General features: G+C 66.4%; 24 protein-coding genes and 1 pseudogene. 13 read left to right on the top strand and 12 right to left on the bottom strand.

Translation table 11 applies throughout. The features are described 5' to 3' along the window. Window positions 1-28 precede the first annotated feature (28 nt). Window positions 29-1,273, bottom strand: a complete 1,245-nt coding sequence (locus ACNSN4_RS07725; RefSeq protein WP_418285221.1) for an FAD/NAD(P)-binding protein — start codon at window positions 1,271-1,273, stop codon at window positions 29-31. Between the two features lie 101 nt (window positions 1,274-1,374). Between ACNSN4_RS07725 and ACNSN4_RS07720 the strand changes: the two genes are divergently transcribed. Genes ACNSN4_RS07720 through ACNSN4_RS07705 form a run of 4 tightly spaced genes read left to right on the top strand, consistent with a single transcriptional unit; the run spans window position 1,375 to window position 3,314 of the window. Beyond that, complete coding sequence (locus ACNSN4_RS07720; RefSeq protein WP_418285220.1) at window positions 1,375-2,703, top strand: GTP-binding protein; 1,329 nt, start codon at window positions 1,375-1,377, stop codon at window positions 2,701-2,703. Continuing rightward, window positions 2,693-2,908 (top strand): DUF7511 domain-containing protein, encoded by a 216-nt coding sequence (locus ACNSN4_RS07715; protein WP_418285219.1) that lies wholly within the window; start codon window positions 2,693-2,695, stop codon window positions 2,906-2,908. The genes ACNSN4_RS07720 and ACNSN4_RS07715 overlap by 11 nt, the downstream gene beginning before the upstream one ends. Beyond that, window positions 2,905-3,159, top strand: coding sequence for a hypothetical protein (locus ACNSN4_RS07710; protein ID WP_418285218.1), 255 nt, complete (start codon window positions 2,905-2,907; stop codon window positions 3,157-3,159). Before ACNSN4_RS07715 ends, ACNSN4_RS07710 begins: the two co-directional genes overlap by 4 nt. Next, entirely contained in the window at window positions 3,156-3,314 is a 159-nt protein-coding gene (locus ACNSN4_RS07705; RefSeq protein ID WP_418285217.1) for a 30S ribosomal protein S14, read from the top strand. The genes ACNSN4_RS07710 and ACNSN4_RS07705 overlap by 4 nt, the downstream gene beginning before the upstream one ends. A gap of 27 nt (window positions 3,315-3,341) precedes the next feature. Here ACNSN4_RS07705 and ACNSN4_RS07700 read toward each other — a convergent pair whose 3' ends face one another. Next, complete coding sequence (locus ACNSN4_RS07700) at window positions 3,342-3,791, bottom strand: DoxX family protein (protein ID WP_418285216.1); 450 nt, start codon at window positions 3,789-3,791, stop codon at window positions 3,342-3,344. A 69-nt stretch (window positions 3,792-3,860) separates the two neighbouring features. On the opposite strand from ACNSN4_RS07700, the gene ACNSN4_RS07695 reads away from it, so the two are divergent. Next, window positions 3,861-4,250, top strand: a complete 390-nt coding sequence (locus ACNSN4_RS07695) for a winged helix-turn-helix transcriptional regulator (RefSeq protein ID WP_418285215.1) — start codon at window positions 3,861-3,863, stop codon at window positions 4,248-4,250. A gap of 3 nt (window positions 4,251-4,253) precedes the next feature. On the opposite strand, the gene ACNSN4_RS07690 is transcribed toward ACNSN4_RS07695, so the two are convergent. Next, window positions 4,254-4,475: a hypothetical protein gene (locus tag ACNSN4_RS07690; RefSeq protein ID WP_418285214.1), complete on the bottom strand. Its 222-nt coding sequence runs from the start codon at window positions 4,473-4,475 to the stop codon at window positions 4,254-4,256. Between the two features lie 123 nt (window positions 4,476-4,598). Between ACNSN4_RS07690 and ACNSN4_RS07685 the strand changes: the two genes are divergently transcribed. After that, window positions 4,599-5,060 (top strand): DUF7960 family protein, encoded by a 462-nt coding sequence (locus ACNSN4_RS07685; protein ID WP_418285213.1) that lies wholly within the window; start codon window positions 4,599-4,601, stop codon window positions 5,058-5,060. On the opposite strand, the gene ACNSN4_RS07680 is transcribed toward ACNSN4_RS07685, so the two are convergent. Further along, window positions 5,050-5,328 carry an acylphosphatase gene (locus tag ACNSN4_RS07680; RefSeq protein WP_418285212.1) on the bottom strand — a complete coding sequence of 93 codons (279 nt, stop codon included), beginning with the start codon at window positions 5,326-5,328 and terminating at the stop codon, window positions 5,050-5,052. The genes ACNSN4_RS07685 and ACNSN4_RS07680 overlap by 11 nt on opposite strands. A 175-nt stretch (window positions 5,329-5,503) precedes the next feature. On the opposite strand from ACNSN4_RS07680, the gene ACNSN4_RS07675 reads away from it, so the two are divergent. The 6 genes from ACNSN4_RS07675 (at window position 5,504) to ACNSN4_RS07650 (ending at window position 13,842) form a co-directional block, all read left to right on the top strand. Continuing rightward, window positions 5,504-6,970, top strand: a complete 1,467-nt coding sequence (locus ACNSN4_RS07675; RefSeq protein WP_418285211.1) for a phosphohexomutase domain-containing protein — start codon at window positions 5,504-5,506, stop codon at window positions 6,968-6,970. A 95-nt stretch (window positions 6,971-7,065) separates the two neighbouring features. After that, on the top strand, window positions 7,066-8,205 hold the full coding sequence (locus tag ACNSN4_RS07670; RefSeq protein WP_418285210.1) for a BMP family lipoprotein: 1,140 nt from the start codon (window positions 7,066-7,068) through the stop codon (window positions 8,203-8,205). 85 nt (window positions 8,206-8,290) lie between these two features. Beyond that, window positions 8,291-9,928 (top strand): ABC transporter ATP-binding protein, encoded by a 1,638-nt coding sequence (locus ACNSN4_RS07665; protein WP_418285209.1) that lies wholly within the window; start codon window positions 8,291-8,293, stop codon window positions 9,926-9,928. Beyond that, window positions 9,925-11,298 (top strand): ABC transporter permease, encoded by a 1,374-nt coding sequence (locus ACNSN4_RS07660; protein WP_418285208.1) that lies wholly within the window; start codon window positions 9,925-9,927, stop codon window positions 11,296-11,298. Before ACNSN4_RS07665 ends, ACNSN4_RS07660 begins: the two co-directional genes overlap by 4 nt. After that, complete coding sequence (locus ACNSN4_RS07655; protein WP_418285207.1) at window positions 11,291-12,340, top strand: ABC transporter permease; 1,050 nt, start codon at window positions 11,291-11,293, stop codon at window positions 12,338-12,340. The genes ACNSN4_RS07660 and ACNSN4_RS07655 overlap by 8 nt, the downstream gene beginning before the upstream one ends. Before the next feature lie 131 nt (window positions 12,341-12,471). Next, window positions 12,472-13,842, top strand: coding sequence for a geranylgeranyl reductase family protein (locus ACNSN4_RS07650; RefSeq protein WP_418285206.1), 1,371 nt, complete (start codon window positions 12,472-12,474; stop codon window positions 13,840-13,842). A 70-nt stretch (window positions 13,843-13,912) separates the two neighbouring features. Here ACNSN4_RS07650 and ACNSN4_RS07645 read toward each other — a convergent pair whose 3' ends face one another. The 8 genes and pseudogenes from ACNSN4_RS07645 to ACNSN4_RS07610 all read right to left on the bottom strand — a co-directional run bounded on the left by ACNSN4_RS07645 (window position 13,913) and on the right by ACNSN4_RS07610 (window position 17,837). Next, complete coding sequence (locus ACNSN4_RS07645) at window positions 13,913-14,215, bottom strand: DUF8036 family membrane protein (RefSeq protein ID WP_418285205.1); 303 nt, start codon at window positions 14,213-14,215, stop codon at window positions 13,913-13,915. A gap of 79 nt (window positions 14,216-14,294) precedes the next feature. Beyond that, entirely contained in the window at window positions 14,295-14,573 is a 279-nt protein-coding gene (locus ACNSN4_RS07640) for a winged helix-turn-helix domain-containing protein (protein WP_418285204.1), read from the bottom strand. A gap of 58 nt (window positions 14,574-14,631) precedes the next feature. Continuing rightward, window positions 14,632-14,766, bottom strand: a pseudogene (locus ACNSN4_RS07635) (DUF4397 domain-containing protein); the annotation flags it as partial. A 33-nt stretch (window positions 14,767-14,799) separates the two neighbouring features. Continuing rightward, window positions 14,800-15,081 carry a DUF6360 family protein gene (locus ACNSN4_RS07630; protein WP_418285203.1) on the bottom strand — a complete coding sequence of 94 codons (282 nt, stop codon included), beginning with the start codon at window positions 15,079-15,081 and terminating at the stop codon, window positions 14,800-14,802. Next, the gene (locus tag ACNSN4_RS07625; RefSeq protein ID WP_418285391.1) at window positions 15,078-15,506 is read right to left on the bottom strand and encodes a universal stress protein; all 429 of its coding nucleotides are present in this window, start codon (window positions 15,504-15,506) and stop codon (window positions 15,078-15,080) included. Before ACNSN4_RS07625 ends, ACNSN4_RS07630 begins: the two co-directional genes overlap by 4 nt. A 2-nt stretch (window positions 15,507-15,508) precedes the next feature. Further along, window positions 15,509-15,706, bottom strand: a complete 198-nt coding sequence (locus tag ACNSN4_RS07620) for a hypothetical protein (protein ID WP_418285202.1) — start codon at window positions 15,704-15,706, stop codon at window positions 15,509-15,511. Next, window positions 15,699-17,459 carry a nitrite/sulfite reductase gene (locus tag ACNSN4_RS07615; RefSeq protein ID WP_418285201.1) on the bottom strand — a complete coding sequence of 587 codons (1,761 nt, stop codon included), beginning with the start codon at window positions 17,457-17,459 and terminating at the stop codon, window positions 15,699-15,701. The genes ACNSN4_RS07620 and ACNSN4_RS07615 overlap by 8 nt, the downstream gene beginning before the upstream one ends. Before the next feature lie 240 nt (window positions 17,460-17,699). Beyond that, window positions 17,700-17,837 carry a hypothetical protein gene (locus ACNSN4_RS07610; RefSeq protein WP_418285200.1) on the bottom strand — a complete coding sequence of 46 codons (138 nt, stop codon included), beginning with the start codon at window positions 17,835-17,837 and terminating at the stop codon, window positions 17,700-17,702. A 299-nt stretch (window positions 17,838-18,136) separates the two neighbouring features. Here ACNSN4_RS07610 and nasA point away from each other — a divergent pair, with 299 nt between their 5' ends. Beyond that, window positions 18,137-20,251 (top strand): assimilatory nitrate reductase NasA, encoded by a 2,115-nt coding sequence (gene nasA, locus ACNSN4_RS07605; protein WP_418285199.1) that lies wholly within the window; start codon window positions 18,137-18,139, stop codon window positions 20,249-20,251. Window positions 20,252-20,367 lie beyond the last annotated feature (116 nt).

The raw sequence follows: 20,367 nt of genomic DNA, 5'->3' as shown, positions 1-20,367 counted from the left end.
TTTGCTGCTTCCGGACGGATCGGGCGGGTTACCGCCGTGCGCGCATGGCTGAAGGGGACGAATCTGCTCTGATCGCTGCGACGGCCCGCGTGATCCGGTCGGCCGAGCGTTTCGCTCCCGGAACGTTCGGCGCGTACGGACCGACGACGCCGACCGCGAGCGCACCGGTGACGTACATCGGCACTGAGCGCCCACGGTCCGTCTCCCACGAGAGGGTCTCGTCGTCCAGCATCGGGAGTCCACGGTACCCCTGAGCGAGGTTCATGTCTGTCGCCAGTCGGTCGACGAATGGATGGTCGAAGACGGGTTCGAACCCGGTCGCGCACACGACGCGATCGGCCGCGAGCGTGTCGCCGTCGTCGAGCGTGAGTCGTACCTCGCCCTCGATCGCGGTTGCCGCCTCGATCGCAGCCTGACGGATGTGGAGGCGTCCGGCGGCCTGTCGATCATCGATCAGCTCGTAGAGATGCGGCGGGATCGTGGCCGAATACCGCGCCTCTCGCACGGCGTCGAGTCGCGCCTTCGAGGCCGGTGGGTGACAGTGAAGCTCGCGTTCGATGTGGTTCCAGTTGAGCCACGGCGGGTCGGCCTCCGAGATCTCCCACCGGAGCGGGTGTCGGCTTACCACCGTCACCGACTGCGTCTCGCTGAGAGTGCGGGCGAGTTGAGCCGCGGTGATTCCCCCGCCGACGATGACCGTGTGATCGACCGTCGCTTCGGGGTCGAACCCGCCCCAGACGTGATCGACCTCGTCGACTCCCTGTGTCCACTCCGGAAGTCGATACCGACCGCCGTGACCGACGGCGAGGACGCACGTGTCGGCGTCGATGCTCCCCGTGGAGGTCGTGAGTCGGAAGCCCCCGCCGGCTCGTTCGTGAATCCGCTCGACGGTTCCGCGCAGATGCAGCGAATCGATCGCCTTCGACTCGATGACCCGGTCGGCGTGGTCGAGAAAGAGATCCAACGAGGGTCGATCCGGGTAGTCGACCGTCGGAATGAGTTCGTCCTCGCGAACGCGAGAGTCGGCGAACGATTCGAGCCCGAACGGCTCGGTCCCGACGTGTTGGACGTACGTCGATCGTAACGTCTCCATCCCGCAGGCTCGCGCGTGGCGACGAAACGCCGCCAGCAAGCGGTCGTGCGGGTCAACGATGGTGATGTCTTCGTGCTCCAACGACGTGCCCTCCAGCAGTCGCTGGGCGAGATGTGTGCCGTGTATGCCGCCGCCGACGATGACGCACCCCTGCGCGTCGTCTTGGTGTCTCGTACTCATGTCACGTAATTCGTCGTGCCATCGTAGAGCAGACCCAAGTTAATAAAAACTCTGTAAGAGATAATAAGAATTATTTATTGGGGCCTCTTGTTTGATAATACATGGAGCGAGAGACCATCCCCGTAACTGTGCTCTCCGGAACGCTCGGCGCCGGAAAGACGACGACGCTCAACCACATCTTGGCTCAGAGCGGAGAGCGTGACCTCGCCGTGTTGGTGAATGACATGGGAGCGGTCAACGTCGACGCGGAGCTCGTCGCGGAGTCCTCGGATATCTCCGCGGAAGAAGAAGAGCTCGTACAGCTCGATAACGGCTGCATCTGCTGTGAGCTTCGCGGAGACCTCCTCGACGCTATCGGCGGGCTCACCCGCGATCACGAGTTCGACGCGATCGTCGTCGAGTCGACCGGCGTCGCGGAGCCGCTACCGGTGGCACAGACGCTCACCCTCGGCTTCGATCAATCGGACCTCGATCCGACCGAGTTCTACGAGGAGACCGGTATCGAGCCGCTCGAATCGTGCGACATGGACACCGCGGTGACCGTCGTCGACGCTCATCAGTTCCAGTCGGCGATGGAGTCGACCGAACTCCTCGACGACGACGGCACCGAGAAACACCTCGGTAACCTGCTCGTCGAGCAAGTCGAATTCTGTGACGTGTTGCTGCTCAACAAGTGCGACCTCGTCGACGAGGCGACGCTTCAGGAGATCGAGGAACTCGTCGAGACGCTCCAGCCTCGTGCCGAGGTTATTCGAACGACCCGCGGGACGGTCGATATCGACGCGATCGTCGACACCGGCCGCTTCGACTTCGAGGCGGCCAGCCAGTCGGCCGGCTGGATCGCGGAACTGCGTGAGCCACACGAATCCGCCGAGGAGGAGCACGGTGTGGCTTCGTTCGTCTTCGAGGCACGTCGTCCGTTCCACCCCGAGCGGTTCGCTACGCTGCTCGACGAGTTCCCGGATGCCGTGGTCCGCTCGAAGGGGCACTTCTGGCTGGCGGGCCGCGAGGAAGAAGCGATCATGCTCAACGTGGCGGGCCAGTCCGTCCGAGTCGCCTCCGCGGGGCCGTGGATCGCTGCCTTACCCCCCGAGGAGCGAGAGGCGAAACGCGAGGAGATTCCCGGACTCGATGAGATGTGGGACGACGAGTGGGGCGACCGCGGGACGCAGCTCGTGCTGATCGGCACCGACATGGACCACGACGCGCTCCGCGAGCGACTCGACGATTGCCTCCTCGACGACGCGGAGATGACCGCCGACTGGTCGGCGTTCGAGGACCGCTTCCCGACGTTCGAACCCCCAGCGGACGAACAGGCGGACGGCGCGACCGACGGGGCTGGCGACGAGGTTGACAACGCGGCTGGCGACGGAGCCGACAACGCGGCTGCCGCCGCGGACGAACAGGAGGAGATCGGTCTTGCGAACTGATTCGATGGAGTCGCCGAATCACAACCGGACGGAGCAATCACCGACCGGCGACGGCGACCGCCGACGCTGTCACGCCGTCGTTGAGGTGCGTGAGGACCGTCCCGATCTGTGTACGATCTACTCGATCGCGCCCGGCGATTCGTTATCGACCACGTGGCTGACGGCGGCGGCCGGATCGTTCGAGTCGCTGGAGGCGTGCCGATGACGAACCACTTCCAGCGCGCGGTCTCACACGCCGTTCCGCTCGAAAAACGTCGTGCCGCAATCGACGCCCTCGTCGCGAACAGCCGGGCATCCGACCTCGCAGTGCTCGTCCGCACTCGCGGGCTCTCTGGCGGGCTACGGCGCGAGGCCATCGACGGGCTGGCTACGTGTAACGCGGACGAGGAGCTCGCGGCCGTCGCCGCCGACACGTCACTCCCACCGGAGATCAGGCGGACAGCCGAGCAGAAATGACGAATTCGAACTCGCCTGCCGACGAGTCGTCCGAACGACGTGTCTGTCGCGTGACCGGCCGCGAGCAGGGGTTGGTCGGGGCGTACGACATCTGGCTCAGCAGACAGACGTTTCGTGAACTGGCTCGCGATATGGGGTTCGAGAAGTACGACTGAGGTGCGTTTCCGGCACCTCTGGACCCTTCAGAAGAGGCCGATGCCGACACTGTACGGCCACGCGGTACCGCCGACGGCCAGCAGTACGAGCGCGGCACCGGCGCCGTAGACGTTCTTGAGGAAGCTCGTCATCTCGCTCTGCTCGTCCTCCGGGTCCTCCATCGACCAGAAGTCGTGCATCGTCACGGCGGAGACGAGCAGGAAGACGGCGAGGCCGCCGGCCGCGAGAACGGGAAACGCGCCGACGACGACGCCGAGGCCGCCCAACACGAGCAGGAGCCCGGAGGCGACGACGGAAAATCGAGGGGCCGGAAGCCCCTTGAACTCGGCGTAGCCGGCCATCGTGTCGAGGTCCATAAAGTGGTTCAGTCCCATGAACGCGAGCGTCGCCCCGAACAGAATACGACCGATCAGGAAGAGTTCGCCCGCGAGGGGAGTGTCGAACTGGAGCGGTATCGTCGCGACTTCAGCTATCATCGTGTAACCACATATACGGACGTAACCTATATATCGCTTCCCGGACAAAAGGGTAAGCAGGTAACAGCAATGTCATCGCACGATCTCGCCGGTTCGGATCCGGCAGAAACGACGGAGGTGGAACCCGAAACGGACGCGTCCTCTGGGCCAGAGACGCCGTGTCCCGTCGTCGACTCGCTCGAACAGATCGGCTCGCGCTGGCGGCTCGTCGTCCTCCACGAGCTGTTGAACGGCGAGCGACGATTCAACGAGCTGAAACGTGAGACGGACGCGAACGCTCGGACGCTCTCCCGCGTACTCGACGACCTCCAAGAGACCGGCTTCGTCGACAGGCGGTTAGAGGAGGACTCGCCGGTGGCGACGTACTACAGCCTCACCGATAAGGGCGAGTCGCTCGCACCCGTCTTCGAGGAGATCGACGAGTGGGCACACGAGTGGCTCGCCGAGTGTAGCGGGTAACTGTCAGTCTGGTCGCGTCGAGCCTGGAGCGACCCGTCTCATCGCCGGCCAGAAGGGAACGAGAAGCACCGTAGCGACGATCGCCAGCGTCGGCACCGTCCACTCGATCGGGAGCCACACGCCGACGAGGACGGCCGTGAGACCGAAGACGGTCACTAAGTAGACGCCGACGAGTATCTCGACGGATCGGAACCGGCCGGAAACGGGAGAAGGGATCGGAGCCATGGCGATGGAACGGAGTCGTTAGATTCCGGGTCGAGGCCCCCAGTAATACGTTTTGTGCCGTAGTGCCCCGCCGAGGCCGCTCCCACCGAAAGCAACACCCTCCTCCGGGCCGTACGGATCGGCGTGTACGCTGGACTGAAGAGCACCCCCTGTTGCCTGTGCGGTCGCGACGACACCCACACCCGCATCGCCGTACCGCCGCGGGCACTCACCCTGATGAACAACGGCGGCCCGATCGCGTGGCGCGACGTGGTCGGGACGGTGACGCTCCGCTTCTGTGCCGACGATTGGGACCTCGTGAGCGACCTCGCGATCGAGATGGACACGCATCCGCTCTCGCGGTGTAACGCGGCGCACGTCTCGCTGGACCTCCGCGAGGACCACGAGGCGCTGCTGTCGGCGACGAAAGCGGAGACGGACCAGACGGAGTTGGAATCGCGGCTCGAACGCGAGGCGGAGGCGACCCTCGGCGTTGTCGACGACCCCTACACCGAAGAGCGGGACGTGGTCGAAGCTATCGTCGTGTTGCGGGCGCTGGAAGAACTCGATGTTCGCGATCCTCCGGACGGTCCGCTCACCACGTGACTTCGAACCCGTCGATTCCCTCGGGCTCTTCGAACCTGACGTCGACGTCATCGACGGTGGCGGCGTCGCTTCCGGTTTCACACCACTCGACCATTTCGCGGACCGTGTCTTCAGACCCCTCGAAGACGGCCTCGACGCGACCGTCGTCGAGGTTGCGGACCCAGCCGCTGACTCCCTTCTCTCGGGCGGTATCGCGGGTCGTCGCTCGGTAGAAGACGCCCTGTACGTTCCCCGAGACGTACACGTGCGCTCGCGTGTCGTCGCTCATGGCCGGTCGTTGCGGGCGCATCGTCCTTAAATAGGTGGTTGTCGCGAGCGCGTCGTGTCTCGTTCACGAGACGTGCACTCACGACCGACGATCGCGATCGACGATCGCAACCGACGACCACGGCTGCCGACCCGCAACCGACGGCTTCTAACGGAACGCGGGCGACACCACGGATATGAACTTGTTCGGAACCGCGGGCATCCGCGGCAGCGCCGAGGAGCGGGTCACGCCCGAGCTCGCGCTGGCTGTCGGTCGGGCGGTCGCGGCGGAGATGAGCGCCGAAGCGCGCGAGGGCGACGACGAGAGCGGCGGCCCGACCCCCGAGGTCGTGCTCGCTCGTGACGGGCGCGTGACGGGCCCCGCGATCGCGGCCGCGATGGAGTCGGGGCTCGCCTCCGGAGGCGTGCAGGTGCATCGGGCCGGACAGCTCCCGACGCCGGCGCTCGCACACGCCTCGCGGGGACGGTACGGCGTCATGCTCACCGCTTCGCACAACCCGCCGACCGACAACGGGATCAAGCTGTTCCGCGACGGTAGCGAATTCGACCGGGACGCCGAGAGCGCCGTTGAGGACCGCGTCGCGGCGGACGAGCCCCCCGCGTCGTGGGACGAGTGGTCGACGACTGACCGCGTCGACACCCTCGGGAGATATCTCGACGACGTGCTGGCGTACGCGAGCGACTTCGGCGCGGATCTCCACGGGCTCCGGATCGCGGTCGACTGCGGAAACGGGATGGCCGCACCGGCGACACCGACGGTGCTGCGCCGACTCGGGGCCGACGTGGTCACGCTCAACGGTAACGTCGACGGCCACTTCCCCGGTCGGGGGAGCAAGCCGACGCCCGAGACGCTGCGCGACCTCCGGGCGTTCATCGCCGACGCCAACGAGGGCGTTTCGGACCCCGGCCGTCCTCGGTCCGACACCGACGGGGAGGCCGAGGGGTTCGCCTTCGGCATCGGCCACGACGGCGACGCCGACCGCATCGTGATCGTCGACGCCGACGGTGAGGTGGTCCACGAGGACACCGTTCTGGCGCTGCTCGCCGAGTTGTATACCCGCGAGAGCGACGTCGACGACCCGGTCGTGGTAACGACGCCGAACGCCTCCGGGCGGATCGACGAGCGCGTCCGCGAGGCCGGCGGCCGCGTCGAGCGCGTGCGCCTCGGGGCGCTTCACGAGGGGATCGCCGCAGTCCGGGCGTCGGCGAGCGCGGACACCCGCGTCGTCTTCGCCGCCGAGCCGTGGAAGCACGTGCACGTCGCCTTCGGCGGCTGGATCGACGGCGTAACGTCCGCGGCCGTGATCGCTCTCCTCGTCGCCGAGTCGGGGCTCGCCGCGCTCCGCGAGCCGATCACCGAGCGCCCCTACCGCAAGGTGAGCGTCGACTGCCCCGACGACCGCAAGGCCGACGCGATGGACCGACTGGCGACCAGCCTCCCCGAGGCGTTCCCCGAGGCGACGGTCGACACCGACCACGGCGTGCGCTTGGAGTTCTCGGACGCGTCGTGGACCCTCGTTCGCCCCTCCGGCACGGAGCCGTACGTTCGCGTGTACGCCGAGAGCGACGCGGTCGACGAGCTGGTGGCGGAGGTCGCCGACCTCGTTGCGGCGGCAGTGGACGCGGCGGCCGCGACTGAGTAAGTAGCGCACGGTCTCAGCAACATCGGGCCGTTTCGCCCTCCGAGACGCTCGATACCGACGATTTTATGCCCGTCACCCGCCCCCCTTGAATCGTTATGGCATCCGACTTCGACCGTCGCCGCTTCATTCAAGCGGCCGGCATCACCGGTATCGCGGGACTCGCAGGTTGTACTGGCGGCCCCGAGAGTGAGGGCGACGACGGCAGCGGAGACGATGGGAGCGAAGACGGAAGCGGCGACGACGGGAGTGGCGGGGAGAGCGGCGACGACACGACCAACGTCGGGATGGTGTACGCGCTCGGCGGGCTCGGCGACGAGTCGTTCAACGACGCGGCACAGCGCGGCATCATCGACGCGGCCGAGGAGTTCGACGTCTCCTACGACGAGTCACAGCCGGCCGACGCAGGCGAGTTCTCGCAATTCCAGCGGCTGTACGCCGAGTCGACCGATCCGGACTACGACCTCGTCTCCTGTATCGGGTTCGCGCAGCTCGACGCCCTTTCCGAGACGGCGCCCGACTTCCCCGAACAGAACTTCCTCCTGGTCGACGACCAGCTCGACGAGCCGAACGTCGCCAGCTACCAGTTCAAAGAGGAGGAGGGGTCGTTCCTCGTCGGCGCGCTCGCCGCGCTCCTCAGTGAGCAGTCGTTCAGTGCGGGTGCGGGCGAGACGGACTCCGATTCGACGAGCGTCGGGTTCGTCGGGGGCGTCGACGCGCCGCTCATCCGGAAGTTCCAGGCCGGATACGAGGCCGGCGTCGCGTACGCGACGGACGACGTCGACGTTTCGACCAGCTACGTCGGCGACTTCGCCGACCCGAGCGGAGGCCAGGAGGCGGCGCTCTCGATGTACGGGAGCGGCGTCGACGTCATCTACCACGCGGCCGGCGGCAGCGGTGTCGGCGTGTTCCAGGCGGCCCAGAACGAGGGCCGATTCGCCATCGGCGTCGACTCCGACCAGTCGCTCACCCAAGCCGACTTCGACGACGTCATTCTCGCGTCGATGGTCAAGCGCGTCGACAGCGCGGTGTACGAGTCGGTCGGGAACACCGTGAACGGCGAGTTCCAGGGCGGTTCGCAGGTCATGCTCGGCCTCGAAGACGAGGGCGTCTCCTGCGTGTACGGCAACGGGATCGGCGACGAGATTCCACAGGAGGTCAAAGACGAGATCGACGAGATCCGCACCGACATCATCGCCGGCGACATCGAGGTCCCCACGGACCCGGACGACGTCTAGTCGACGACACACCGCTGACAGGTTTCTGCGAGTCGGATCTCGAACCCGACGTACTTTTGACTGCGCCACAGAGAGAGGGCAGTAGATGAACCCCGCGGTGCACTTAGACGGCATCACCAAGCGGTTCCCGGGTGTCGTCGCTAACGACGACGTCGACCTCAAAGTCGAACGGGGAAGCGTTCATGCCCTGCTCGGGGAGAACGGTGCCGGGAAGACGACGTTAATGAACGTCCTGTACGGCCTCTATCGCCCGACCGAGGGGCGCGTCGTTATCGACGGCGAGCCGCGTTCGTTCGACTCGCCGCGGGACGCGATCGACGCCGGGATCGGCATGATCCACCAGCACTTCATGCTGGTCGAACCGATGCGGATCTGGGAGAACGTCGTGCTCGGCAACGAGCCGACCGAGTGGTACGGGCTTCGCGTCGACGAGGAAGCCGCTCACGACGCGGTCCGCGATCTGAGCACTCGGTACGGGTTCGACGTCGATCCCGACGATCGCGTCGAAGACGTCTCCGTCGGCGTCCAACAGCGCGTCGAGATCCTCAAGGCCCTGTATCGCGGGGCTGACATCCTCATCCTCGACGAGCCCACCGCGGTGCTCACGCCGCAGGAGGTCGAAGAGCTGTACGACGTGTTCGAGGAACTGACCGATCAGGGGAAGACGATCATCTTCATCTCGCACAAGCTGAGCGAGGCGACTCACGCCGCCGACGAGATCACCGTCCTTCGTGACGGACGGAACGTCGGGACGGTGCAGACCGCGGATGTGACCCGAGAGGAACTCGCCGAGATGATGGTCGGCCGTGAGGTGCTGATGGAGCGGTCGCCGTCGGCGGGCGAACCCGGAAACACCGTCCTCGACATCGACGACGTACACGCCGAGGACGACCGAGGCGTGGAAGTCGTTTCGGGCGTTTCTGCGACGGTCCGCGAGGGCGAGGTGTTCGGTATCGCCGGTGTCGACGGAAACGGTCAGTCACAGCTGATCGAAGCGATAACCGGGCTTCGATCCCCGACAGCGGGGGCGGTGTCGTTCCACGGCGAGTCGCTCGACGGCGTGAGCCGACGCGGACGTATCGACCGAGGCATGGCGTACGTCCCGGAGGACCGACAGGCACGCGGGCTCGTGATGGAGTACGACCTGACGCAGAACGCCGTGCTCGGTAGCCAACACGATCCGGCGTTCACCGACGGCCTCCGTCTCGATTGGGATCGGGCCACGGAACACGCGGAGTCGGTCATCGAGGAGTACGACGTTCGGCCACCGGACCGAGACGCGACGGCGGAGTCCTTCTCCGGCGGGAATCAACAGAAGTTCATCGTCGGGCGCGAGTTCGAGCGCGATCCGGACCTCGTCGTCGCGACACACCCCACGCGGGGAGTCGACATCGGCTCCACGGAGTTCATCCACGATCGACTCACGGAGCTCCGCTCGGCGGGGAAGGCCGTGCTTCTCGTCTCCTCGAAGCTCGACGAGGTGCAGGCGCTCTCCGACCGGCTGGCCGTGATGCACGACGGCGAGTTCACCGGCGTCGTCGACCCGACGACCGTCACCGAAGAACAGCTCGGGCTGTTGATGGCCGGGGAGACGCTGGACGACGACACCGTCGACCACGTCGGTATCGACGGTGATAGCGACGCGCGTGGCAGCGGTAGCGACGCGCATGGCGGCGGTAGCGACGCGCGTGACGATGTCGGCGACGGGGAGGTGTCGGCGTGAGCCCCAGTCGACTCGACGCGGCGCGCTCGCGGGCGACATCGATACTCCGCGCGTTCGCGGGGCTCTCGGGTGTCGACAGAATCCTGATCGCGGCCGCCGCGCTCGGACTCTCCGTGCTCGTCGGATTCGTCATCGTCCTCGCGTCCGGACGGATCGCCGAGTGCAGCACCGCCGCGTGGACGATGCCGATCACCGGTCTCGGATTCTGTTACGACCCGTTCGAGGTGTTCTTCGTACTGTTCAACGGCGCGCTCGGCGAGCCGTTCTACGTGTGGTACCCGTCGATACTGAACCCCGGATGGCTGCCGATCACGCTCCCGTGGCTCGGCTTCATGCCGGGCTGGTCGCCGTTCAACAACTCGTTCGCGCTGACGCTGAGCGAGACCACGCTGCTCGTCTTCACCGGGCTCTCCGTGGCGGTCGCGTTCCGGGCGGGCCTGTTCAACATCGGAACGCAGGGCCAGCTCGTCGTCGGAGCGCTGCTGACCGCGTTGGTCGTCGTCGCGCTCGCGCCGCTGTTCCCCGCCAACCGCGTCGGCGGGGTGGCGCTGATCGCGATCGGCGTCCTCGCCGGTGCGTTCGGCGGTGGTGTCTGGGGGGCGATTCCCGGCGCGCTCAAGGCGTACGCCGACGCCAACGAGGTGATCACGACGATCATGCTGAACTTCATCGCCGCGAACATCGCGTACGTCCTCGTACTGGAGGTGTTCCGCGCCGAGGGGAGCTCCGTCGTCGCGACCGAGTACGTGCCCGACTACGCCCAACTCGATCCGTGGTTCTTCCCGGTGACCGGCGACTTCGCGGAAGCCGCCCTGCTGATCGGGCTGGTCACCGTTGTCGGGCTGTACCTCTTCTTAGAACACACGTCGCTCGGTTACGACCTCCGCGTGAGCGGTATCCAACCGCTGGCGGCCGAGTACAGCGGTGTGAACGCCAAACTCACCACGGTCCGGGCGATGACGCTCTCGGGGGCACTCGGGGGGATCGGCGGCAGCATGTGGGTACTGATGTCGGAGGGCCGGTGGGTGGAGTCGGTACCCGCGCTCGGCTTCGACGGGATCGCCGTCTCCATCCTCGCCGGCAACAACCCGCTCGGGGTGCTCCCGGCCGCGGCGCTGTTCGGCGTGTTGAAGGGCGGTGCCCTGCAGGTCGGCTTCCAGACCGACGTGCCCCCGGAACTGATCGGCGTGTTGCGCGGCCTGATTATCCTCTTCGTGGCGATGCCGGAGTTCTTCCGGCTGATCGGCAGGCGGTTCGTGCCGGAGGAACCCGAGGCCAAGCGAGGCGACTCGGGTGGCTCGGGCGACTCCGGCGGGAGTAGCCCCGCCGACGACCCCGTCGCAGACGAGGGAGGTGAGGCCGGTGCGTAATCCGCTCGCCGACGCGGACGGGCCCGTCCTCGGCCGCCTCTTCGGCGGGAGCTACGTGCAAAACGTCCTCGTCGGGACGCTCGGATCGCTCGTGGTACTCGCGGTCCTCGGCGCGCTGTTCCCGGAGAGCGTCGCCGGCGACCTCTCCGGCGTCGTGTTCTCCGGGGGGATGGTGGCGGCGACGGTCCGTATCTCCGCGCCGATCGTGTTGGCCGCGCTCGGCGGCATCTTCGCGGAGAAGTCCGGCGTGATCAACATCGGTCTCGAAGGGTTGCTCATCATTTCGGCGTTCACGTCTATCTACGTCGCGTACGTCCTCGGCGACGCCGGAATCCTGACGGGCGGGAACGCGCAGTTCGTCGGATTCTTCGCCGGGGTACTCGCGAGCACGCTTCTCGCGTTCGTCTTCGGCGTCGTCTGTATCGAGTACAAGGCCGACCAGATCATCGCCGGGCTGGCGGTGTGGCTCATCGCGTTGGGGCTCGCGCCGTTCCTCTCGACGGTGTTCTTCGGCTCCGTGAACACGCCCGGCGTCGGCAACATCACGTGGCACTACTCGGCGGTCCTCGTCGCGCTCGGGACCGTCGTCGCGTGGTGGACGCTCGACCACACAGCGTTCGGCACTCACCTGAAGGCGGCGGGCGAGAATCCCCGAGCACTCGATACCGTCGGGGTTTCCGTCTCGAAGATCCGGCACGCGGGGGTCGTGCTCTCCGGCGTCTTCGCCGGGGCGGGCGGTAGCCTGCTCGCGCTCGGCGTCGGTCGGTTCGGCGGATCGGGCGAGACGATGGTCCAAGGCAAGGGGTTCATCGCCATCGTCGTCTACCTCTTCGGCAACTACAACCCGATCGGCGCGCTCGGCGCCGGAACCCTGTTCGCCGCGTTGGAAGCGCTACAGACCCGCCTCCAGCAGCTCGGGTACGGAATTCCGAGCTCGCTCGTCGAGACCATCCCGTACGTGGTCGTCATCATCGTGCTCGCGTTCGTCGGTCGAACGCGGATCCCCGCCGCCGCCGGCGACCACTACGAGACGGAGGAGTGAGAGCGAGCGATCGGAGCTTTCCGTGTGTCTCGGACGGAACCGGAGAATCGCCGATCCCTCGCCTTCTGTCGCTGTCGGTCCAACCGAAACGGGAGTAAAGAGTTTTGGGTGGGGCACGACACCTCACGGTAATGAGCATCGACGAGTACGACGTCGTCGTGGCGGGTGCCGGTACCGCTGGCTGTTACGCCGCCGCGACGATCGCGAACGAGGGGCTCGACGTCGTCATCGTCGAGCGAAAGGACGCCGAGGAGGCCGGACACATCGCGTGCGGGGACGCCCTGAAAGGGGCCGACGCCTTCCCCGAGGCGATCCCGAAAGAGCGACTGGAGCCGGCGTTCACCAACACCGGCGTCGACCACGGGCGGTTCGAGATCCCACAGGAGGACACGGTCCTCGAGATCCCCGTGCCCGGAGAGCTCGCCGTCATCGACCGCTGGGAGTACGGTCGCCGTATCATCGCCGCCGCCGAGGACGCCGGCGTCGACTTCCACTACGACACCGTGATCAACGACGTGATCCAGAGCAACGGCGGTCGCGTGACCGGGCTTCGGGCGAAAAAGCAGGGAACGCCGCGCACCTACGAGGCTGACATCGTTATCGACGGGGCGGGATCGCTGTCGCTGCTCCAGGACAAGGCGGACTTCGAGGGGACCACCTTCGACACGAACGTGCGCTACTCGCAGTTCTGCTCGGCGTACCGCGAGATCGTCGAGGTGCCCGAGCCCGTCGAGTGGGACGACGCGCTGGTGTTCAAGGCGACGGACCGCGCCGCGGGGTACCTCTGGTACTTCCCGCGCACGAGCACGGAGATCAACGCGGGGCTCGGCTTCCAGATGAACGAGAAGCCGATGCAGTTGGTCGAAGCGCTAAAACGCGATCTCAGGGATCGACCGGAGTTCGAGGGCGCCGTAGTTCGCGACAAGCTCGGCGCCGCGCTTCCGACGCGTCGTCCCTACGACTCGGCGGTCGCGCCCGGATACATGGCGGTCGGCGACGCCGCCGGTCACGTCAACCCCACCACCGGCGGGGGCATCGCCGGCGCGGCGTACGCGGGCAAGTACGCCGGCGAGCAGGCCGTGAAGGCGATCAGTGACGGCGACGTCACGGAGGAGAACCTCTGGCGATACAACACCCGCGTCATGGACCACTTCGGCGGCCGTTACGCCGGGCTCGACGTGTACAACGTGCTCTCGACCGCGATCGACGTCGACGACCTGATGGGGCTGCTGGCCGCGCTCCCCGGCGAGAAGCTCGCGGAGGCGCTGTACGAGGGCTCGACGTCGATGTCCTTCGGGCTGAAGCTGAAGGCGGCCGTCAAGAGCTTCGGCTACTGGGGGACGATTCGGAACTTCTACCAGACGAAGTCGCTCGCGGACGAACTGCTCGTACACTACGACTCGTACCCGACCAGCCCGGCTGCGATGGCGAACTGGACGAGCGAACGCGACGCGATCATGGACCGGATCTACGAGACGACCGGCGCGGACGCGAAGTACTGAGGAGCGGCGCGGTTTCGCTTGGTCGACGGAGCGCTGCGGTTCCGATCGGTCGCGGTACTGCTGTTTTCGTTCAGTCCCACGTCACCCACAGCAGGAACGCGAGTGCGACGGTCTGGAAGACGTGAACCACGATGTTCGCGTGCCACGCCAGCGGCGGCATGTCCGTCGCGAACCAGCCCGCCAGCACGGGATGAAACAGGTAGAAATACAGCGAGAGGCCGTTCTGGACGAGAAGGAGGGCGCCGAACAGCGCCAGTCCGATGGCGTGTTTCGACCGGAAGGCGACGTAGTTCCGAGCCCACACCCACGTGAGGCCGAACAGCATCAGCACGTTCAGCGTGACGCTGATGCGCGCGACGTCTATCCACTCCATCGATTTCCCTCCTCGTCCGCGGCGGATCGCTTCGCGACCGACCGCGTGTCGTCGTCCGCTTCAGTGCGTGTCGTCGTGTTCATAGTGGTAACCCCTCCGCGATCTCCTCGACGAGCTCCCAGTGCTGTCGGGTTCCCTCGGCCGGGTAGTACACCGTACCGTACCCGTTTCCGGTCCGTTTCACGACGTCGTGCTCGCGCAACACGTCGAGGTGGTGGCGGACCGTCGTGTAGTCGAGTTCGAGATGCTCGGCCAGCTGGTTCGCGTTCCGGGGACGCTCGTCGATCGCCCGAAGAATACGGACGCGGTTGGGGCCGCCGCGGGTTCCGGTGAGCACGTACCAGAGGACGGCCTCCATACGCAGATCATGGGGTGTGCAGCGCCTAAACCTACCGGGGCCAGCAGCCTCTCACGGGTCATTCCTCGGCGTCGTCGATCGCGTCATCGACGAGTTCGAGATCGAAGGGTGCGTCAGCGGGAGCCGCGTCCGGGTCGAGATACCCGACCGCGAACGCGGTGTAGACGGTTCCGGGCTCGGGCGAGACATCGAACCGAACTGTCTCCCCGATCCCGCGGCTCCGTCTTCACTCAACGTGCGTGTCTTCACAGCGGTCCGCGTGACGGGACAGCGCGGCGGCGACGGTTCGGGCCTGTTCGGGCGTCAGCGCGATCCGATCGGCGTGGTTGGGGAGCGCGTCGAGACCGACGGCGTCGAGTTCGACCTGGAGCTCCACGGTGTCCGGGTCGTCCTCGGAGGCGACGTTCAACACGCCCGTGGCCTCCTCGCGCCAGCCGGCGCCGATAGCCGTGCCGTCGACGAAATCGAGCGTCGTGTACGCGGTCACCGACGTGATGCGCTCGGTCATTCCGTCTCCGGGGTCCGAACGGTGAAGACGGGCACGTCTGCCGTCCGAACGACTTTTTCCGTGACGCTGCCGAGCAGGTACTTCTCGACGCCGCTGCGCCCCCGCGTCCCCATCACGATCATGTCGGCGACGTCGTCGCTGTACGCTTTGATCTTCGTGTGCGGATCGCCGTCCGCGATCTGCGGAATGACGTCCACGTCCTCGTCGAGGAGCCGCTCTTCGAACTCTTCGAGGACTCGCTCACCCTCCGCGCGAAGCGAGTTGACGTTCTTGCTCCCGCCCGCGCCGACGCCCGCGTACGTCGTGTCGACGACGTACAGGACGTGGACGCGCGCGTCGAACGCGCGGGCGTGACTCACCGCGTGCGGGAACGTCGCCTTCGAGGCCTCGCTGCCGTCGGTCGGAAAGAGGATCTCGTCGTACACGGTCACCACCCGAACAGTTCCGGCGCGACGTCGGCCGACGCGTGCTGACTAGTGGTATCCGGGCTGGTCTCGCTGACGCGGTCCTCCCCTCTGACACGACTCTCCGCGCTGACACGGCCCTCCTCCGCGTCACCCGTGCCATCGCCGGCGCGTTTCGCGTCGCCGTCGCGGTTCCGGCCGGAGGCGTTCGGGTCAGTCATCGGTCGAGGCCACCCCCGGCTCGGCCGCGCTCGTCTCCTCGTCGGCGAACGGGTACCACGACTGCTTCGCGTCGGTGAGCGACGGGTCGACGTAGCTCGTCTCTTCCGGCTCACAGAGCGCTCCCAGCGTCTCGGCGTCGGTCTCGTCCGCCCACTCCCGAAACGTCTGCCCCGGCTCTCGCCGCGCGGAGAACGCCTCGACGAGGTTCCTGATCGCGCCGGGTGCCTCGTCGGCGGGCACCCGCTGCTGGACGTAGTCGACGAACGAGGGGTCTTCCCCCATCCCCCCGCCGACGCCGATGTCGACCGCCTCGACCATCTCATCGTTCTTCCGAGCCCGCATCCCGAGCAGGCCGATGTCAGCGGTGTTCGCGTGACCGCAGTCGGCCGTGCAGCCGGAGACGTGGAGCTTCAGCTGGTCGACGTCGTCGGGGAGTTCGACGTTGTCGCGGAGCCACCGGAGCAGCGCCGCGGTGCGCGCCTTCGTCTCGACGAGCGCGAGCGAGCAGAACTCCGTCCCGGTGCACGCCATCGCACCGCGGACGAACGGGTTCGGCTCCGGGCGGTGCTTCGCGAGCAGCGGCTCGGCGAGCAGCTCGTCCACGCGGTCCGGTTCCACGTCGACGATGATCGGGTTCTGCCGCCGGGTGAGGCGGATCTCGCCGGAGCCGTACTCGTCCGCGATGTCGGCGAGTTCGATCGCCTCCTCGGCGGGGAGCCGACCCACGGCGACGCTTAGTCCGACGTACCGTCTGCCGTCACCTTGCTTGTGGACGCCGGTGAAGTCCCGTTTTCCGTCCTCGGAGGTCCGTCCGGCGTTGTACGTGTACTCCTCGCGGATGTCGTCGCCGGCGTGTCGGAGCTCGTGATCGACGTACTCCTCGTCGAGGAGTTCCCGGATCCACTCGGTCCCGTGCTCGTCGACGAAGAAGCGCGACCGGTTCTTGGCGCGGACCTGTCGGCCGCCGTGATCGTGGTACAGCTCCACGAACCCCCGAACGACGTCGTACGCCTCGTCCGGCGTCACGAACACGTCGAGCGGACGGGCGACTCGGGGTTCGCGTCCGCCGAGTCCGCCGCCGACGCGCACGTTGAACCCGAGGGTCGACTCGCCGTCGATCTCCCTGCGTGCGGGTTCGAGGCCGATGTCGTTGATCGCGTCCTGCGCGCCGCCTTCGGGCGTTCCGGAGACGCTGATGTTGAACTTCCGGGGCATGTTACACAGGTCGTTATCGCCTCGGATCTCCGCTTGGAACCGTTCGAGCAGCGGGAGCGTGTCGATCACCTCGTCGGCGTCTTTTCCGGCTACCGGGCTCCCGGAGATGTTCCGCATCGTGTCGCCGCCGGAGGACCGCGTGGTCACGCCGACCGCTTCGAGCTTCTCCCAGATATCCGGGACATCCGCCAGGTCGATCCAGTGTAGCTGGATCGACTGGCGAGTGGTGAGATCGATCCAGCTGTCGCCGAACTCGGGGTTTTCGACAGGCCCCGCCGCGTAGTCGCGTGCGACTTCGCCGATGGCGCGGAGCTGGCCCGGCTCCAGTATGCCGTTCGCGTTGGTCAGCCGCATCATGAAGTACCCTTCCTGACCGGACCGCTGGTGGAAGACTCCCCAGAACTTGAACCGCGTGAACCACGCGTCGCGCTCGTCCTCGGGGATCGAGTCGAAGCCCGTCTCGGCGAACTCCAGCAGCTTCTCCCGTACCTCGTCGCCGTACAGTTCAGATTTCCAGGACTCCTTTTTGTTCGCCATCACCGATCACCCCTCTCGTCAAACCGCAATTCTCTCCCGATTATATTGGGCGAATAGGTTTTCATCTCGCTTCAAAATTTACATAGCTACATAAAATACTTCGCTATTTATAAAATCACAAAATAGGTGCAGTTTCGACGCGATCGGGAGATCGGCCTGGCGAGACGACCTATATTACGGATTGAGGAGAAAGAAATTATATTTGGTGAACTCTACCCGGTCAAAACACTACGAACGTAACTAGTCGATTTTGCCGCAGATGTCGCCGTCGCAGATGTCGCTGCCGCGGGCCGGCATCACAACGCTCTCGGCCGCGGCTCGACATCGATCGCCGTCGTCACCGACGCCGTCCTGATCTGACCGGCGGTCTGACGGCACACCCCGCCACGAGAGATAAGAAGGGGTCGCGCAAGCACACGCACGCTTGCACGGGCCACATCCGTGCACGCGTGTTTGTTTAGATATATACCATATATTAGGACGATTATCGTACTATCTCTCTTATATTTGAACATCAAAACAATTATATCGGGGCTCATGTAAACAACACTCAGAACCTAACTGATGAATCACTACGCGAACGGAGCGGCCACCACCGACCGGTCCCTGGAGCAGAACGACGACAGAACGGTCGTTCGGGTACCGGGGAGAACGGTCTGGAAGCGGTGGGAATCCGCATGAGCGAGTGGACTCCGACGACGTGTATGCGGTGTGCCGTCGGGTGCGGTCACCTGCAACGGGAGTACGCGAATCACTACGGAATCGACACCGTGCGGGGAGACGCGAACCATCCGGTCAACCGCGGTCTCGCCTGTCAGCGCGGAATCGACGAGAGCGCGGACCCCGGCGGGGAGTGGCTCACGCGTCCGCTTATCAGGGAAGACGGGACGCTCATCCCGACCAGCTGGGAGAACGCGATCGGAACCGTGGTCTCCCGTATCGAGTCGGCCCTCGCGAAGCGCCGTGACGGCGTCGCCGTGCTGGGAAGCGGACAGCAGACCAACGAGGCGGCGTACGCGCTCGGCAAGCTCGCCCGGGGCGGCTTCGGGACGCGGTACTACGACGCCAACACCACCCTCTGTATGGCCTCGGCCGTCACCGCGTACTACCAGGCGTTCGGGAGCGACGCGCCGCCGCCGACGTACGAGGACATCCCCGACGCCGACACTCACGTCGTCTGGGGCGCGAATCCGGCGGTGGCCCATCCCGTCATGTACCGGTGGATCGCGGACAGCGCGGCCGACGACGACGGCGAACTGATCGTCGTCGACCCCGTCGAGAGCGAGACCGTCGACGACGCGGACCTCCACGTCCGACTCGATCCGGGAACCGACCTCGCGTTCGCCCGAGCGGTGCTCGCGCGGGTCGTCGCCGACGGCGACGTCGATCGCGAGTTCGTCTCGGCGGCGACGACCGGGTTCGAGGAAACGGTCGATTCGCTGCCCTCGGTCGAGACCGCGGCCGAGACCGCCGGCGTCCCGATAGCGACCGTCGAACGCGTCGCCGCGGCCCTGACGAAGCGGACGCTCGTGTACTGGGGGATGGGGGTCAACCAGAGCGTACAGGGCACCGCGACCGCACGGGCGCTCATCGACCTCTGTCTCGCGACCGGGAATCTGGGTTCGGGAAGCGGTCCCTTCTCGTTGACCGGGCAGGCGAACTCGATGGGAACGCGAGTGTGCTCGTCGAAGGGGACGTGGCCCGGCCAGCGCGAGTTCACGGACCCCGACCATCGGCAGACCGTCGCCGACGCGTGGGGCGTTCCGCGGAGTCGGCTCCCGGACGATCCGGGGCCGGGACCCGTCGGTATCGTCGAGGCCGTCGCGAACGGGCCCCCCGACGTGTGCTGGACGGTAGCGACGAATCCCGTCGCGGGGATGCCGGACGCGAGTCACGTGAAGAGCGCCCTCGACGACGCGTTCCTCGTCGCACAGGACGCGTTCCGGACGGAGACCGTCGAGTTGGCCGACGTCGTGTTGCCCGCGGCGACGTGGGGCGAGTCCGAGGGCACGGTCACGAACATGGAACGCCGTGTCTCGCGGGTTCGTGCCGCGACCGAGACCTCACCCAAAATCAAACAGGACCTCGACATCGTCGTCGCCGTCGGCACGGCGATCGATCCGGACCTGTTTCCACGGCCGACGGTCTCGCCGGAGGCGACCTTCGACGAGCTGCGTGCGCTGACGGCGGGGACGCCCGCAGACCTGTCGGGAATCACGTACGACCGGCTGGACGCGGATCTCGCGGTTCGATGGCCCGCACCGTCGGCGGACGCCGAAGGCGGGTATCGCTACGTCACGGAGCGCGGGTGGGAGTTCCCGACGCCGTCGGGTCGGGCCCGATTCTCGACGGGCGGCCACGGCGGTCTCGCCGAGCCCGCGGACGACGAGTATCCGCTGACGCTGACGACCGGCAGGCGAGCCGACGCGTACAACACCGGCGTTCGGAGCCGGGACGGCGAGACCGACACGCCACCGGTCGCGCGGATCCACCCCGAGACGACGCTGGAGTACATCGAGGCCTTCGATCGCGGGAAGACGGTGCTCTCGTCGCGCAGAGGTTCAACGACAATCGCGGTCAACCCGGACGACGGCGTCCCGAAAGGGATGGTGTGGCTGCCGGTTCATCACCCGGCGGTGAACGTCCTCACCCTCCCCGTCGTTGACCCCCAGTCCGCCGAGCCCAATCTCAAACAGTGTGCGGTCGGCGTTCGGGCACCACGGCCGTCGAATCCGCTCGTACACGAGGGACGTCCCGCCGCTGACGGGGACACGGTCTCGACGGACGACTGACACTCGCGCTGATCGCCCTCTCGGCAGCATCCTTCACGATTATCTATCCGTAAAAAGGATTATACCGCGAGAGTAGAAATGCGACCCATACAGTCGAGATACGCCACGATCAAACA

Origin of the sequence: Halorubrum marinum (genome assembly GCF_048381195.1) — an archaeon.
Lineage (GTDB): Archaea > Halobacteriota > Halobacteria > Halobacteriales > Haloferacaceae > Halorubrum.
Note: the sequence above shows the minus strand (reverse complement) of the source record. Positions and strands in the feature narration are given on the sequence as shown.

Coding starts and splice junctions, on each gene's coding strand:
- ACNSN4_RS07725 (WP_418285221.1), bottom strand. CDS start 1,273: ATGAGTACGAGACACCAAGACGACGCGCAGGGGTGCGTCATCGTCGGC.
- ACNSN4_RS07665 (WP_418285209.1), top strand. CDS start 8,291: ATGAACCCCGCGGTGCACTTAGACGGCATCACCAAGCGGTTCCCGGGT.
- ACNSN4_RS07615 (WP_418285201.1), bottom strand. CDS start 17,459: ATGGCGAACAAAAAGGAGTCCTGGAAATCTGAACTGTACGGCGACGAG.
- ACNSN4_RS07700 (WP_418285216.1), bottom strand. CDS start 3,791: ATGATAGCTGAAGTCGCGACGATACCGCTCCAGTTCGACACTCCCCTC.
- ACNSN4_RS07620 (WP_418285202.1), bottom strand. CDS start 15,706: ATGACTGACCCGAACGCCTCCGGCCGGAACCGCGACGGCGACGCGAAA.
- ACNSN4_RS07695 (WP_418285215.1), top strand. CDS start 3,861: ATGTCATCGCACGATCTCGCCGGTTCGGATCCGGCAGAAACGACGGAG.
- ACNSN4_RS07675 (WP_418285211.1), top strand. CDS start 5,504: ATGAACTTGTTCGGAACCGCGGGCATCCGCGGCAGCGCCGAGGAGCGG.
- ACNSN4_RS07690 (WP_418285214.1), bottom strand. CDS start 4,475: ATGGCTCCGATCCCTTCTCCCGTTTCCGGCCGGTTCCGATCCGTCGAG.
- ACNSN4_RS07670 (WP_418285210.1), top strand. CDS start 7,066: ATGGCATCCGACTTCGACCGTCGCCGCTTCATTCAAGCGGCCGGCATC.
- ACNSN4_RS07650 (WP_418285206.1), top strand. CDS start 12,472: ATGAGCATCGACGAGTACGACGTCGTCGTGGCGGGTGCCGGTACCGCT.
- ACNSN4_RS07720 (WP_418285220.1), top strand. CDS start 1,375: ATGGAGCGAGAGACCATCCCCGTAACTGTGCTCTCCGGAACGCTCGGC.
- ACNSN4_RS07630 (WP_418285203.1), bottom strand. CDS start 15,081: ATGACCGAGCGCATCACGTCGGTGACCGCGTACACGACGCTCGATTTC.
- ACNSN4_RS07680 (WP_418285212.1), bottom strand. CDS start 5,328: ATGAGCGACGACACGCGAGCGCACGTGTACGTCTCGGGGAACGTACAG.
- nasA (WP_418285199.1), top strand. CDS start 18,137: ATGAGCGAGTGGACTCCGACGACGTGTATGCGGTGTGCCGTCGGGTGC.
- ACNSN4_RS07640 (WP_418285204.1), bottom strand. CDS start 14,573: ATGGAGGCCGTCCTCTGGTACGTGCTCACCGGAACCCGCGGCGGCCCC.
- ACNSN4_RS07710 (WP_418285218.1), top strand. CDS start 2,905: ATGACGAACCACTTCCAGCGCGCGGTCTCACACGCCGTTCCGCTCGAA.
- ACNSN4_RS07705 (WP_418285217.1), top strand. CDS start 3,156: ATGACGAATTCGAACTCGCCTGCCGACGAGTCGTCCGAACGACGTGTC.
- ACNSN4_RS07645 (WP_418285205.1), bottom strand. CDS start 14,215: ATGGAGTGGATAGACGTCGCGCGCATCAGCGTCACGCTGAACGTGCTG.